Origin of the sequence: Pseudomonas sp. BMW13, from assembly GCF_013357275.1 — a bacterium.
GTDB lineage: Bacteria > Pseudomonadota > Gammaproteobacteria > Pseudomonadales > Pseudomonadaceae > Aquipseudomonas > Aquipseudomonas khazarica.
In genome coordinates this window covers 72,135-86,941 of sequence record NZ_SUKD01000031.1, presented here as the reverse complement: position 1 = coordinate 86,941, position 14,807 = coordinate 72,135, and the positions used below count along the sequence as shown (strand labels likewise).

The window sequence follows — 14,807 nt, the reverse complement described above, 5'->3', positions numbered from 1 at the left end:
CCCTCAACGCAGAACGGCACGCACGGCTGAAGCCACTGCATCTACGTCCAGCCCGGTAAAGCACGGGAAGGTGATAGTGGTAGCTTCGAGCTTCGCCGCCGTTGGCTGTGCATCACGGTATTTGTTCAAGAAGTAGCTGCCTGAACTCAAAGCATAGGTACCGATAGTGGTTTCCACTGTGCCACGCAGATCGGCAATGAGCTGGTTCCGATCACATCCTTCGGGCACCCTGAACACCATCGACTGCACGTTGTGGACCACGCCGGAGCCCACCTTCTGCGCAACGAAACCCAGCTCGGAAAGCTGCTCCACGTATCGCTCACGGATGCCGTTGCGTTCTAGGACGATGGCATCGATCTTCGCCAACTGCTTGCGCCCCATCACTGCCTGCAGCTCGGACAGTCGGAAGTTGTAACCGTAATCGACAAAGTCCAGCGCGACACCCTTCATGCCGGAGGCGCCATGCGCCAGCTTGACGGCGAGCCATTGCGCCCATTCGTCGCTATGAGTCGTGATCGCACCGCCTTCACCGGTGCTGATGAGCTTGCGCGGATGGAAACTGAAGCACGTCAGGTCGGCAATCGCACCACAACGGACACCGTTCTCAGAGCTGCCAATGGCACAGGCGGCGTCCTCAATCAAGGGTATGCCGCGAGACGAGCAAATGCGCTTGATCGCAGTAATGCCAGTCGGGTTGCCCAGAGCATCGACGAAGATGACAGCCTTAGTACGCGGGCCAATCAGGGCTTCGAGCACTTCAGGGCGCATGTTGAAGGTTTCCGGGCAGACATCGGCGAACACCGGCCGTGCGCCCAGATCCTCGATCACGTTCGCCGACGCCGGGAACGAGAAGTCGGAGACGATCACCTCGTCACCCGGGCCAACCTCCAACAGCTTCAGACACATCCATAGCGAAGTGGTTGCTGAGGTGGTCAGGAAAGCATGCTTGACGCCGGCATAGGCAGCCAGCTCTGCACGAAACGCTTCGACATGCTGCCCCCTGGTGAAGATGCCGCTATCAAACACCTCGCGGAACTCGGCCTCGACTTCATCGAAGCCGATATAGGGTCTCATCAAACGGATCTGGCTCATACGCGACTTCCGATCAGATGGGTGTACCAGTCGAGGGTTTCCGTCAGCCCTTGCTCGAACGGGGTCAACGAATACTGGATCAGCCCCTTGACCCTCTCGTTACTGGCGTTGTGCGACAGCACGTCGGAATGGCGCGCGGGCTTGCGCAGGATTTCGCCGCTGTAGCCGTAGTGGCTGCAGATGCGCGGGATCAGCTCATTGATCGAGATCTGGTTATCGGTGGAGATGTTCACCGTTTCGCCAGACGGCAGCACGGCATGCAGCTTGACCACAGCATCCACGGTGTCACGGACATAGATGAAGTCACGGCTCTGGGTGCCTTCGCCATGAATTTCCGGGATGCCGCCGGTGAGCAGACGCACGGCAGTGATCGGGATCACCCCGGCCAGCATGCCCTTGTGGTTCTGCCGCGGCCCGTAATTGTTGAACGGGCGGACGATATAGGCATCCACGCCGAACATGCGCACGTAGCTCTCCACCGCCAGATCGGCCGCAGCCTTGCCCGCGGCGTAAGTGGTGGTGGGGTTACGCGGATGCGCCTCGTCCATCGGCTCGTACACCGCCGAACCATACACCTCCGAGGTGGAGAAGTGGCACAAGGTCTTGAACAGCCCACGGCGCTGTAGCTCGAGCAGATTGAGTACCACCTTGACGTTGGTGTCGAAGGCATTGGCCGGATTGAGGAAGGAGTAGTTCAGCGCCTTGGTGGCACAGTTGAACACCACGTCGATAGCGTGGTTGGCAAAGATGTACTCCAGACTGGTGCTCAACTCAGCGTCATCGCGATAGAAAGTGACCTTACCGCTGGCCAGGGCCTCGACGAGGTTGTCTTCGGAGCCGACGAAGAGGTTGTCGATCACCACCACGTGAGCGGCACCCTCGGCCAGCAAGCGGTCCACCAGGTGGCTGCCGATGAAGCCGGCGCCGCCCGTGACCAGAATACCCTTGCCCGCAAAACCTTCTCGAATCGTCATGCCTGAACCGCCGCCTGAATTTGTGCACATATCGTCATTGCATCGACACCAGCGTCGACACCCGGAACCTGGCCGGCGGCCGGCTGACGGCAACTAGCCATGAATGCCTGCAGCTCGGTCAGCAGGGCTTCCTGTGGTGGAACGGCGACAGCCTCCTGGATCGCCGATATGGCGTAGGGCAGGCTGCCACTATCACGCGCCTCGGACTGGCGGTTGATCAGGATTTCTTTACGCAGAAGGTCGCAGTCAACGAACATATCGACGCAGGTGCCTTCGATCTGGCGGATTTTCTTGTCCGTCACGCGACTGGCCTGGATGCGCGAGAACTGACCGTTCTCGTGGGTGATGAGTGCCGAGGCGAAGTCGATCATGTCGCCGTGTGCAAAGCCGTGTGCGGCTACCGACTGGGCTGGGCCGTTGAGGTACAGGGCCAAATCAATGTCGTGAATCATCAGATCGGTCACCACATCGACATCGGTGATGCGCGCGCTGACTTTGTTGGTTCGGGTGAAGTCCAGGCTGATGACGCGCTCGGTACGATCAAGTACCGTCTTCAGTGCCTGCACTGCGGGATTGAAACGCTCGATGAATCCGACCTGAACGTTGAGCCCCTTGTCCCTGGCAAAGGTCGCGATTTCCCGCGCCTCATCCAGGGTGGCGGCCAGCGGCTTCTCGACGAAGATGTTCTTCACATGGCCTGCAGCAAGGCGGATGTAGTCGGCGTGGGTCACGGTTGGAGTGCAGATCACCACCGCATCGACCTCGGCCAGCAGCGGTGTCGGGTCGACCACGCCTGGGATGCCATGCGCCTCACCGGCTCTAGCGGCGACTTCGGCATTGGCATCGGCGACAAAGGCCAAGTCGACCCCCTTGAGCATCGACAGTACGCGCAGGTGGTTGCGCCCCATGTTACCGAGGCCAATCAGGCCTACCTTGAGCACTTGTTGCATAACGTCAAACATCTCCAGAAACGCGATTACCTTCACGGTCAATACGAGCCACCGCACGTGCGGGGTTGCCCATGACCAGGGTGTAGGGCGCAACGTCCTTGGTCACCACACTGCCAGCGGCGACCATGGCGAACTCACCAATGGTGATGCCGCATACGATGGTGGCGTTGGCGCCGATGCTGGCACCGTCTTCGATGCGCGTTGGAGTGATCGTCCAGTCGGCATTGAAGGCGCGTGGCACCTTGTCGTTGGTGAAACAGGCATTAGGCCCGACGAACACGTCGTCGCCGATCTCCACACCGTTGTAAACCGAGACGCTGTTCTGAATCTTACAACGGCTGCCAATCTTCACAGCGTGGTCGACGTAGACGTCCTTGGATAGGATGCAGCCCTCGCCGATCACTGCGTTCTCGCGAATCTGTACGTTGATCCAGACCTTGGTACCAGCGCCAATGCTGGCCTTGTCCGAAACATTGGCACTGGGATGGATGTAGAGATCGTTAGCGGACATTGCTATCTCCGAGCACCGAACCGACAACTTCGACCACGCGCAGCTGCTCGGCCTCCTTCATGTAGGGGAACAGCGGCAGGTTCAACACAGAGGCACACAACTGCTCGCCGACCTGGCCGCCAAAGTGGCCCTTGATGTAGGCCGCAGCGCCAGGCTGACTGGACATGACGCTGGGATAGATATTGCCAAAACCAATACCCTCGGCCTTGAGGCGAGCCTCCAGGCTGGCCTTTAGCGCGGCATCCGGCACCAGGCAGACATTGCAGTAGCCGTTTTCTTCATAGCCGGCCGGCGCATTCATCAACTGGATACCGGTGGCCGGCAGGTGCTTCTGGTAAAACGCCACGGCCTCACGGCGCGAGGCGACCCGTGCTTCGATGTGATCCAGCGCCAGATTGAGGAAGGCCGCCTGCAGCGAATCCAGTCGCGAGTTCCAACCCACGTCACCGTAGCCGTAGTGGGCAGTGCGGCCATGGTTGCCCAGGCGGCGGACCTTGTCGGCCAAATCGGCATCATCGGTGAACACTGCACCACCGTCACCAGCAGCGCCCAGCACCTTGGCCGGATAGAAGGACGTAGTCGAGATGTGCGCACCCTTGTAGATGGGCGCACCCTGATAACGGGCGCCAAAGGACTGAGCACCGTCCTCCACCAGCACCACGCCCTGATCGCGGCACAACGCACGCAATTCGAGCAGACGGGCAGTGCCCCAGCCATACAGGTGCGCCACCAGTGCTGCCTTGGGCCGGGACTCGCGGATTGCCTGAGCAAAGGCTTCGAAGCACACACCGCCATCGCTGAGGTCTGCATCCACCGTCACCGGCCTGGCGCCGACATTCACCACAGCCTCGAAGGTCGCCCAGAAGGTCACGTTCGGCACCAGCACCACGTCGCCCTCGCCCACACCCACTGCACGCAGCGCCAGCTGCAGGGCATCGGTACCGTTGGCGCAGGTCACCGCATGCGCGACCTGCAGTTCGGCCTGCAGACGGCTTTCAAGCGTAGCTACCTCAGTACCGCCGATAAACTGGGCGCCCAGAGTCATGGCATGGAATTTTTCCATCAGCGCCGCGTGGAAACCGGGCTCCAGGCGCTTGAGGTCGATAAAGGGAACGTTAATTTTCAAACTCCTCAAAAACGTACGGCAGAGAACACTGCGCAGCCGCATCACCGCGCGCCAAGTCAGTGCTTGCCTACCAGCATCTGCTCCGAGTGCTTCAAGTGAGCACCCTGTAAATGGTGCAGCATTATGGAGATTTCACTCCATGCACACCACCGTTTGCACCAGAAAGACACGTGTTTAGCGGCCAATGAGCAAGGGTTAACGCGAAGGCAGCGAGTTCGCGACCTTATCCAGAGTCGCCTCCATTTTCGCTCGATTCACCTGCGCGTTGAAATGAGCACGCACGTACCGGCCACCATTTTCACCCATGGAGTGACGCCGTTCCGGGTCGAGCAGTAACGCCCTAATCGCGATAACAAGCTGATCACTCGAAGGGGGAAACACAACCCCAGCTCCCGAAACACTGACGATCTCTGCTGCTTCCCCCTCAATACCGCAGAGGACAGGACGTTCACAGGCCATGTAATCGAGCAATTTAGTGGGGATTGCCCCCTGAAACAGCGGAATATCCATTAGTGTAACAAGGCAAATGTCTGCCGCGTTGATATAAGCCCTTGCCATAGCCTTGGGAACCGATGGCAAGATCACCACATTATCGAGACATTCGGCTCGAATCCGCGCCTCCAGATGAGGGCGCTGCATCCCATCACCCACCAGTACGAACAGGACTTCCTTATCCTCGTATCTGCCTGCCGCATCGAGCATGAGATCAAGATTGTTAGCTTGCCCCATCGCACCGAGATACAAGATCACGTTGCGGTCACCCCATCCATGCTCAAGACGAATCGTCCGCCCCGCACAAAGATCAGGGAATAACATCTCTAGATCTACACCACAGGTGATCACCTTCAATTTGTTTGCAGGCCACCCTCGACGCTCAATGTCGTCATGTATGCCCTGAGTCAGCGCGACAACCAAGTCGCAATGATCATAGAGGACACGCTCCATCCACGACATAACGGCAATCAGTGCACGATTGCGCAAGAGCCCCATCTGAATCGCAGACTCCGGCCACAGATCACGAACTTCAAAAACCATTGGAATACGTCGTAATCTGCACACGAGCCAGATCGAAAACATAGGGAAGATTGGAGGTGAAGACGCTAGTAGCACATCTGGCTTATCGGCACGCAAAAGTCCGATCGGCGCCGTTAGCGAAAACGAAATGAAACTGATCAGGCGTCCCAGATAGCTACGATGCAGTTCGCTGTAGGTATAGGTCCGAACAACCTTGACCGGACCGTCATGCTCAATACGTAGCAAACGCTTATACCATGGGCGCCTGGGCTGATCGGGCCGCATATAGCCGGTTTCGCCTGAGATCACTGTAACCTGGTGCCCCTGCTCAGCCAAATGCTGCGTATATTCATAAATCAGCGAATGCCCTGGCGCAGAGTGCCCCTGGTAGTATTGATAGACGACGGCAATTTTCATGCAAGCGCCTCATAAATTTCCTTGAGCCGCTCTCCCTCACATTGCCAACTCAATTGTTCGCGAACCACTCTCAGGTTATCGCGCCACGTATCAATACGCTCACTGTCAGAGAAAAAGTCGGCGATGGCTCGCGCAATTTTCTCAGGCCTGGATAAATCGAACACCTGCCCAACGTCGTGCCCTACCACCAGGCGCCTGAGCTCTGGCAGATCGCTGGCCAGAATCGGCAAACCCGCAGCAATGAACTCGAATAATTTGTTAGGAGTGCAATAGAAATTATTCAAACAGATAGCCTGATAAGGGATAACTCCCGCATCTGCAGACGCAGTTATTGCAAGCAGGTCGGCTTGAGCCACAGCCGGATGAAAATGCACACGCGCAGACAGCCGCCGTTGTGCGACCAGTGCTTCAAGTGCGCCTGCCAGCTGACCATCTCCCAGCACAACCAAATGAACCGGGCAGTCCTCGATCAACGCTATCGCCTCGATCAGTTCGACCAAATTACGCCCAGCCGACAGCCCTCCCTGGAACAGCAAAACTGGATGCTGACGGGCTATGGAGAAACGCTCATGCAGGTACCAGGATCGAGCACCCAGCGGCCCGACACGTTCAGCGTTATAAATCACCTGCACGCTATCCAGTCCGTAGCGAGCCTTCAATTCACTCGCAATAGACGGGTTGACGGTGATGACACGATCACAAGCATGAATATGGCGTCGCTCGACCCTGGCCCAGCTGATCTGCTGCCCCCGAGAAAACTCCTGCTCGCAATACAGCTCATGGCTGTCATAGACCAAACGCGCACCGAATTCTCTGGCCAGCGTGCGCCCCACCACCAACATGGGCAGGTCATGCGCCACCACTACATCCGACTCGAAACGGCGACCGTCCGCCAGAAAGAGATTCAGATAGAAGCGCTCATGATCGACAAGAAACTGCCAGGCAAAGGATTTCAACCGCTGCATCAGCGCGCCATTCATCGCCAAGCCTCGACGCACCAGGCGATAACACGAGAGGACAATATGCTCACGGCGCACAGATGAACCTGCCGCCGCACCGATGCGGTGCACGCGCAGGTCGGAATCCACCCCGCCGTCATCCAACGGCATAGCCAGGATCACAACCTGCCAACCCGACTCCTCCAGGCTATCAGCCTGAAGGAGAATGCGACGATCTATCTGGCGATCATTGCACAGCATCAGTAAACGACGGGGAGAACTCTTGCGCTCAGACACCACTAGGTTTCATATCCCCGTCAATGAACACGCGATGCCACAACTCGAGGTTCAGCAGCCCCCACACCACACGACCGAACTCGCGCTCGTTCGCTAACGCCTGCTCAACAGCATCGACATTGTACAGTCCACGCTCCCGAGCCCGCTGGGACAATAGCGTATCCCTCACGAAATCACGTGCCGGCCCTTTCGTCCACTGAGTCAACGGAGTTGGGAACCCCATCTTGTCTTTACGCTCGAAAATACTCGTCGGCACAGCACTGCGAACAGACTCCTTGAAAAGGTGCTTCATGCGCCCGCCTGCAAATTTGATATTTGGAGGAACCGTAGCCATGAACTCGACAATGCGGTGATCCAACAGCGGAACCCTCGACTCTATGGAGGCAGCCATACTGGTGCGATCTTCCACATGCAACAATGCTGGCAATGAGCCTTTTAGGTCGAAGTAAGTCATTTGATTGACCAGAGAGTGCAACTCATCGCGATTGAAAATGCGCTGAAAAGACTCGAAAGGCGAGTAACCGCAAGTACTGCGAATGGCATTCTGATCGAAAAGGTGACTCAGACCATCGCTGCGGTCCACTAAACTGAAATAGCGTTGATCACTCGGCCCGAACAACCCCTCTTTCCACAACCCCTGCATCATTGGCTGATAGGTTGCCAACAAAGGCAAATTGGGAACGATCGACTCCAGTGAAACCGCATAACGGTTTTGGTTGGCAGTCTGATAAATCGCACCTGAGAGGCACTTTTCAAGGTAAGCGGCCATGTAGCGGGCATAACCGATGAACAACTCATCACCACCCTGCCCCCCCATCACGACCTTCACCTGCTGGCTGGCCAGCTGGGAAACGTAGTACTGCGGAATGACGCCCGGACCAGCTAAAGGCTCATCCATGTAGTACATCAGGCGCGGCAGGACATCAGGCAACTCATGGCCGGCCGGAATATAAATTTCGTTATAGGCCGTATTGGCGAATGCTGACACATCCTTGGCATAAGCCGTCTCGTCAAATTGAGGACCTTCGCTGAAAGCACCAGTAAAGGTCTTGATCTGCTCTCCACCCAGCATACGGGACGCCAGACATACGACCGCACTGGAATCGAGCCCGCCTGACAGGTGCGCCCCCAGCGGCACATCCGAACGCATATGCAGACGCACGGAGTCATCGATCAATCCAGCCAGGGTATCAATGAAGTAACGTTCATCATGCTCTTCATCAATGTGGTAATGCAGATCCCAATACTGGCGAACCTGTATCTTGAGCCGATCCCCAACATACTCAGCTGAAAGGCAGTGTCCGGGCTCCAGCTTTTCAATGCCCTTGAACAACGTTTTCTCATTCAGGCAGAACTGGAACGTCAGATAGTCCTGAAGCCCCTTCGCATTCGCCTCCGCCCTTACTGAAGAATCAGCAAGAATTGCTTTTATTTCAGAGGCAAACAGCAGGCGCTGCCCATCGAAGTGGAAATAAAAGGGCTTGATGCCGATACGATCACGCGCGCAAAACAGCTTCTGCTCATGCTTGTCCCAGATAGCAAAAGCGAACATGCCAACCAAACGATCGACAAAGCTCTCGCCCCACTCTCGGTAGGCATAAAGCAACACTTCCGTATCCGAGTAACTATGAAGAGGATGCCCCCTCCCTATCAGCTCACGCCGCAACTCTAGATAGTTATAAATGGCACCATTGAAAACAACGATAAAACGACCATCTTCCGTAACCATCGGCTGCTTGCCGTGCTCCGGATCTATGATCGCCAACCTTACATGACCAAGACCAACTGGACGGCGCTCATCCAACCAAACACCATCGCCGTCAGGGCCACGGTGACGAATGGCGGACATCATCTTATTAAGACCGTTAGCGATTTCGCCAACACGGCCGACACTTTGCAAAGACCCTACGATACCGCACATAGAATTCCCTATTAGCTCAATCTTCTTCCAGAATCTTGTAACTCTGCATAGTCATATATCTATACTTCGGCCCCAGGTAATCATGCCTTATAGATATTAACTGACTCTCTGAAACCGCCAGAAATGGGATAGACCATGACGGTGATTTCTCGTCTTTAAAATCGAAGTCGTGCACCATTTCATGCTCCTCGCCATCCCCCTCCTTTACAGACGCACGCATCCTAAATACAGAGTCACCCGGACCAAGGTCGCCACCGAGCCAACTGGCCGTAACCTCAAACCGATAACGTTTGCCAACCTGTAAGTTCTTGAACAGCCAGTCCTGTTGCTGGTTGGTTGAGGCCGCGCCAATGAAATTGGCTCCCTGCCAACGCGGGCCAAACTCTGAAGAGTCAAGTGTTTTTCTTTCGGCCAAATCGAAAGAGAGAGGAAAAATAAGGGGTTTATCAGCACCAATCACACCAATAGGATTGGCCTTGGTGAAAATACCTCGTCCCGTGTAAGAGTCAGCCCCGGCGCGACGCGACTCATGGTGAATGACTACCTGATCGCCATGAGCCGCATAGGCAGATTGCAGATCCGATAAAGAAAGAGGTAGATCAGAGCCTTTCAATGTATAAAAGGCGCCATATGTCGGATCATACAGCCTCCATTTCCCATCAATTTTTATTTCAGCAACAGCATGACCATCATTCGCTGGGTAATTCAATAAGCTAACGACACGCCCCTCAAGCCCCTGTGCGGCTGCCAGAGCAAGCAAGGTATTGGTAAAGGAACCGCACGCTCCCTTACGTTCTGTAACGGTATCATCTGGCGATGGGCTTTTGGCCACCCCGACATCAAAGCCATCAATATAACGCATAAAAGCAAGTACTTTCTGATGATCAGTGGCCATACCGCCTGCAAGATCATCGGATAGTTTTTTCATATCCCAGGTCACTGGAAGACGATAAATATGAAGCGGATTATGAACATCAAGAGCCTCTAGAAAATTACCGACAAGGGCCCTGGAAGCCACAGCAGAAACATCGGCACCAGAAGACAACTCTAGTAGCTCTAAAAGCCGTATCAAAACTCTTGGCTGACCAGAAAAATCTGAAAATTCCAAGCGCAACAAACTGACATCTTGCTCAGAGCCAAAAACCAGCTCCAGATCATCACCACTGCGCTGATCTGACTCAGCAAGCGCTCTTTTCACCCCACCGTCCAGTGCAAACAAACGCACCTTCCCGGCATAGTTAATAGGACTCTCCCAGCGGACCTTAAGCTTAGCCGAGCGAACAGGCCTTGCCGCCTTCAAAACAACATATTCGGAAGACAAGCCCTCCAGGCCAGCAACATAATTATTATCAGAATCCCCATCAAGCGCATTATCAAAGCCAAAGCCATCATAGGTTGACGATGCCTCTATGACAGAAAGAGGCACCTCTTTCACAGGCGTTCGAAACGACGGCTGAACAATGACATCTTCCCCTTTGGCCTTAGCATCCAGATAATAGCGTTGACGCTCCGCATACTGGGAAAAGAACCAGTCACCCGTCAGCTTAGAAATGCGATCCAGTTGTTCAACCTCAAAAACCTGATAATCAGCCCCTTTGTACCACCCCATGTCCTGAGGACGAACCTCAATGACGGCCTCCTTCCACTGTTGGTCGCCGAGCGTTGTAATAAGAGAGTTCCTCAAGGGCACAAAGTCAAGAACATTGCCTTCATTAATAGACTGAACCTTGACCCCAAACTGGCCCTTTGCGACATCCTTATAACGAATAACCAAACGATGAGGCAGGACGTCAAAATAATCATCAAAGCCAGAGTCAGGAAGCTGCATCAACATGTATACATTATGACGCGTACCCCCTTTAACAGGAGCATTGTGAGCTAAGTAACCATTTGCAAAGGCCCGTACCTGCTTACCGTCAACGAGCTGTACTGGCTGCCACTCAAGGCCAGCGATACGCGACGCTCCTTCAAACCCCTGCTCGCTTCCAACACGCAGCCTATTTCTTTTAGAAAACTGCGGACTGTCAAAATCCACTTCTTCAATCAATGGCGAAGCATCGCCTGACAGCCAATCAAACTGAAAGAGTAGCTCTTTCTTAGGATTCAAGTCATAACGCAACCAATAACCCGTATCAAAAAGATGAGCATTGCGACGCAGGGAAGTCACCCCTTTGTCAATCGGCTCTTTCGCCGCCTCATCACCAAGCAGCATGGCCGAATCGAAAAGAACTGGAATACTTGAAACCTGCGCATTAAAAACATGCGTTCTATTTGGAACCTCTTCAAAAAAGTACCCACCCGCCTTATCGACAGAGACGATGCCGCCTTCAGACACGTCAACTTCATAAGAACGCAACACACCCCGAAGTACGTTCTTGACCCCCTTATAGTCTTTCCTTGCAGTTGGCAAAGAGTAACTCAACGCCTTCAGAACATAGTTCTGCGCAAACGCAGAAGGCCAAGAGGCTTTCGTCACAACATCGTTATACGCATTATCAAAATCGAATGGATATAAAATGGCACCACTCACTATCTCTTGATTATCACGATCCAACAGCCACTTCAATGCAGGAGCCGCGCCAACTCTAGCCTTGTCGATTCCAAGTGGCTTCAAGAAGCCTTCTAGCCCGGCCATGTTCTGACCATCAATTGCCTGAGTGGCAATGATATATGGTGAATAGACCGGAACCCCTATTTTATCTGCCACATCCGCACCAGCGCGCGGCATGTGCATAAGAACCACACCGTTATTATCTAGAGAGTAGACAGGCAATACCGGAGTCTGATCAGGAAGCACTTTACTTTCTGGCTGCACGATATCGAACCCGCCACCAGATTCGAGCGTTTGAGCATAGGCTATTGCAGTCTTCGCCCAGGCAGAAAAACGAGCATCGCGTTGCGACAACAAGGTCAAATACTCCTTATGCTTGTTAGCATAAGTTCTTCCAACCCAGTACCCCAGGTCACTAGGATAAAGGTTAACGTTCCATTTACGCCATGCGCCTTTTCCGGAAATCAACAGATCGCTATCGTTCAGTTTCTTGAATGTTTCACGACCCGGCGCGATGGAGCGCATCTGAATCTCCAGGTTGGCTGGCGCTTCATCCAGATACTCTATACTCAGCTCATAAGGCGCTTTACGTAGATTGTCCTTCCATTCCCCAGGAAGCTTCAGATAGAAATAGCTAAATGGCGCGACCATCTGCCCCTCGCTGTTCACGGCTTCCCGAGAACCCGCTACGGGGCGTAGACGCCGAACGGAACGACCGTTGAGTTGTTCAATCTGTCCCCAGTCATTGCCAGCAATACGCAGCGCACCCTCCGCATCCCCTGGCCCGCCCACATTCAAAACGGACTCCTCGCCAGTCAGTGGGTCACGCAGAACAATACGGTCAATAGCCAGCTCGGGATTGGCAAAGCCGTAGGGATTGGCCAGACGAAACAGCAACTCATCCTTACGGGGGTTGAGGTCATAACGCAGCCAGTAACCCGAGTCATATTGTGGCAACCAACGCAGCAGGGTATCGCTGCCCTGGCTGAACCACCGTTGATATTGTTTATCACCGGTGGCTTCGGCCAGCTCGTTAAGCGCCAAAAGAACCCGCATGTGACCATTCAGGATATGAGAGGGATTAGCGGCAGGCTCAGGTATCTCTTCGAACCAAATATCGTCTCCTGAACGGAACAGAAAACCACCTTGATCCAAGGGAGTGAATAATGCTTGTGCCGCTTTCCTCGCGACCGCAAGGCTTTGCTTGTTTCCGGTTATTTTCCAGTGTGCCAGCAAAGCTTGAATGCCGGCAGCCTGAGCAAAAGCACTGCTCCAAGGAGCCTTGATGGACACATCGTTGTAAGTACTGTCAAAGGTATAAGGCCAAACCCAAAGCTCATTTTTCTGAACGAGATTAGCCTTCAGCCAATCTATTGCTGCTGAAAAACGTTGAGAATCAGGCTTCAACCCTAAACTGGGATCATAGTCCTCAACACCGGCATAGGCTAAGGCATAAAGCGCTGTCCATGCAGGATGCTCCACAACACCAACACCTTCGATAGATAGCCGAGGAACACCAGTAGAGCTAATGCTATGCTTAGCTCCGTCGACATTGGTTTGAAAGCGACTAGTAGCGGAATCAGCAAAGGCACCACAAACGATAGCCGAGCCAAGAAAAAATGCTAAACACAGCTGGCGCAAATCAATCATAAAGCCACACCCACATCAGACTTAGCAGGTACAACGCCTACTGAAGCATTTAAATATCTGGCCATTTCCGCAAGATAAATCACCCCTTGACCATGCCAAGAGAGATCACTTCTTTTATTTTGAATCGCACTACGCCAATGCGCCTTATCACTCAAAGCGAAGGCAGCGTCGATGGCTCGAGCAATGCACTGTGGCGTTTCCATCAACGCACATTGCCCAAAGCCATTCTCCTGCACGAAGCGCTTCAGCTCTGGCGAGTCATTTGCCAAAATCGGCAAACCGGCCTGGATGAACTCGAACAACTTATTTGGCGTGCAATAATATGAGTTGAGGTCCACATGCGGATAAGGAATTATTCCAATATCAGCCGACGCGCTATGCTGTAGCAGCTCACTCTGCGGCACGGCTGGAAGAAAATGAACACGCGTTCCTAACAGTTTGAGCCGTGCAGCTTTTGCTTTCAGAATCTCGCCAAAAACACCGAACCCCATCATGACCAGATCGACATCAACAGACCGAACATGGCCCATAGCCTCTATCAATATCTCGAGGTTACGGTGAGGGGCAAAACCACCTTGGAATAATAGAATTCGTCGCTGCCCGGAAAGGCCTAGTTTTTCACGCAACAGGTCGTAACGCACATCAGGATTGAACTCTGAAGGCGGATCAATAGCATTAAGCAACGTCACCGGTTGTGGAATTTGGTATCGCCTAGCCATTTCCTCACCAATAGACTGGTTTACCGCAAAGACAAGATCGGCGCTCTTGATCAGACGCTGCTCAGCCTCCGAACAGATAGCGCGCTGCGCTTGCGAGAAGGACTTCTGTTCTGGGTACAACTCATGGGCATCATAAACAAGAGGTACACCCCAAGCACTGGCCAACTCGGCTCCGGCCTCAAGCGCCGGGAGATCATGCACTTGAACAAGATCACTGGGATGTGTAATGCCATGGCTGACAAATGCCTGGCGGAATGGCAAAGGATCATGAAGAGCGCGGTTGCGATAACGCGCCAACAGCAAAATCTTATAGAGCCCCCAATTCAATCGACTCATATAGTTGAATAGCCGCTGAAAGCCGCCCACACCTTGGGAATAGCGATTAGCAGCCCAGTTCAAGAGATCGTTCAGCCTGTGCTGCCGCGCCATGTACCCCTTGTAAATGGAATTCTCTGGAATGATGTGATTCAAACCTATCCGGGTCAACTCAATGCCTTCCGGCATATGCTCATGAGAAGTCTGACCGTCGAACGACAGGGCCAGCAAATGTACAGAATGGCCTTCTCGAATAAGGGTAACTGCTTGCGCGACGACACGGCGGTCGAGGTGCTGGTCGTGGCAGAGCATCAATACACAAGCCATAAGGC

At 54.1% G+C, this 14,807-nt stretch carries 10 protein-coding genes; all 10 read right to left on the bottom strand.

The annotated features are described in order from the left end of the window. Positions 1-3: 3 nt before the first annotated feature. The 10 genes from E4487_RS20880 to E4487_RS20835 all read right to left on the bottom strand — a co-directional run bounded on the left by E4487_RS20880 (position 4) and on the right by E4487_RS20835 (position 14,802). Positions 4-1,092, bottom strand: a complete 1,089-nt coding sequence (locus tag E4487_RS20880) for a DegT/DnrJ/EryC1/StrS aminotransferase family protein (protein ID WP_175254283.1) — start codon at positions 1,090-1,092, stop codon at positions 4-6. Beyond that, the gene (locus tag E4487_RS20875; protein WP_175254282.1) at positions 1,089-2,066 is read right to left on the bottom strand and encodes an NAD-dependent epimerase/dehydratase family protein; all 978 of its coding nucleotides are present in this window, start codon (positions 2,064-2,066) and stop codon (positions 1,089-1,091) included. Before E4487_RS20875 ends, E4487_RS20880 begins: the two co-directional genes overlap by 4 nt. Then, complete coding sequence (locus E4487_RS20870) at positions 2,063-3,052, bottom strand: Gfo/Idh/MocA family oxidoreductase (RefSeq protein ID WP_373921554.1); 990 nt, start codon at positions 3,050-3,052, stop codon at positions 2,063-2,065. Before E4487_RS20870 ends, E4487_RS20875 begins: the two co-directional genes overlap by 4 nt. After that, complete coding sequence (locus E4487_RS20865; protein WP_175254280.1) at positions 3,021-3,527, bottom strand: acyltransferase; 507 nt, start codon at positions 3,525-3,527, stop codon at positions 3,021-3,023. The genes E4487_RS20870 and E4487_RS20865 overlap by 32 nt, the downstream gene beginning before the upstream one ends. Next, positions 3,517-4,695, bottom strand: coding sequence for a DegT/DnrJ/EryC1/StrS aminotransferase family protein (locus tag E4487_RS20860; protein ID WP_257229478.1), 1,179 nt, complete (start codon positions 4,693-4,695; stop codon positions 3,517-3,519). Before E4487_RS20860 ends, E4487_RS20865 begins: the two co-directional genes overlap by 11 nt. A 153-nt stretch (positions 4,696-4,848) precedes the next feature. Next, positions 4,849-6,084, bottom strand: coding sequence for a glycosyltransferase family 4 protein (locus tag E4487_RS20855; protein ID WP_175254279.1), 1,236 nt, complete (start codon positions 6,082-6,084; stop codon positions 4,849-4,851). After that, positions 6,081-7,319, bottom strand: a complete 1,239-nt coding sequence (locus tag E4487_RS20850; RefSeq protein WP_175254278.1) for a glycosyltransferase family 4 protein — start codon at positions 7,317-7,319, stop codon at positions 6,081-6,083. The genes E4487_RS20855 and E4487_RS20850 overlap by 4 nt, the downstream gene beginning before the upstream one ends. Next, positions 7,312-9,240 carry an asparagine synthase (glutamine-hydrolyzing) gene (gene asnB, locus E4487_RS20845; RefSeq protein WP_175254277.1) on the bottom strand — a complete coding sequence of 643 codons (1,929 nt, stop codon included), beginning with the start codon at positions 9,238-9,240 and terminating at the stop codon, positions 7,312-7,314. The genes E4487_RS20850 and asnB overlap by 8 nt, the downstream gene beginning before the upstream one ends. A gap of 16 nt (positions 9,241-9,256) precedes the next feature. Then, positions 9,257-13,441, bottom strand: a complete 4,185-nt coding sequence (locus tag E4487_RS20840) for a D-glucuronyl C5-epimerase family protein (protein WP_175254276.1) — start codon at positions 13,439-13,441, stop codon at positions 9,257-9,259. After that, on the bottom strand, positions 13,438-14,802 hold the full coding sequence (locus tag E4487_RS20835; RefSeq protein WP_175254275.1) for a glycosyltransferase: 1,365 nt from the start codon (positions 14,800-14,802) through the stop codon (positions 13,438-13,440). The genes E4487_RS20840 and E4487_RS20835 overlap by 4 nt, the downstream gene beginning before the upstream one ends. Positions 14,803-14,807: the final 5 nt, after the last annotated feature.

Bases quoted from the DNA above. Each gene is read 5' to 3' on its own strand.
- E4487_RS20880 (WP_175254283.1), bottom strand. From the start codon at position 1,092: ATGAGCCAGATCCGTTTGATGAGACCCTATATCGGCTTCGATGAAGTC.
- E4487_RS20855 (WP_175254279.1), bottom strand. From the start codon at position 6,084: ATGAAAATTGCCGTCGTCTATCAATACTACCAGGGGCACTCTGCGCCA.
- E4487_RS20875 (WP_175254282.1), bottom strand. From the start codon at position 2,066: ATGACGATTCGAGAAGGTTTTGCGGGCAAGGGTATTCTGGTCACGGGC.
- E4487_RS20835 (WP_175254275.1), bottom strand. From the start codon at position 14,802: ATGGCTTGTGTATTGATGCTCTGCCACGACCAGCACCTCGACCGCCGT.
- asnB (WP_175254277.1), bottom strand. From the start codon at position 9,240: ATGTGCGGTATCGTAGGGTCTTTGCAAAGTGTCGGCCGTGTTGGCGAA.
- E4487_RS20860 (WP_257229478.1), bottom strand. From the start codon at position 4,695: ATGCGGCTGCGCAGTGTTCTCTGCCGTACGTTTTTGAGGAGTTTGAAA.
- E4487_RS20840 (WP_175254276.1), bottom strand. From the start codon at position 13,441: ATGATTGATTTGCGCCAGCTGTGTTTAGCATTTTTTCTTGGCTCGGCT.
- E4487_RS20865 (WP_175254280.1), bottom strand. From the start codon at position 3,527: ATGTCCGCTAACGATCTCTACATCCATCCCAGTGCCAATGTTTCGGAC.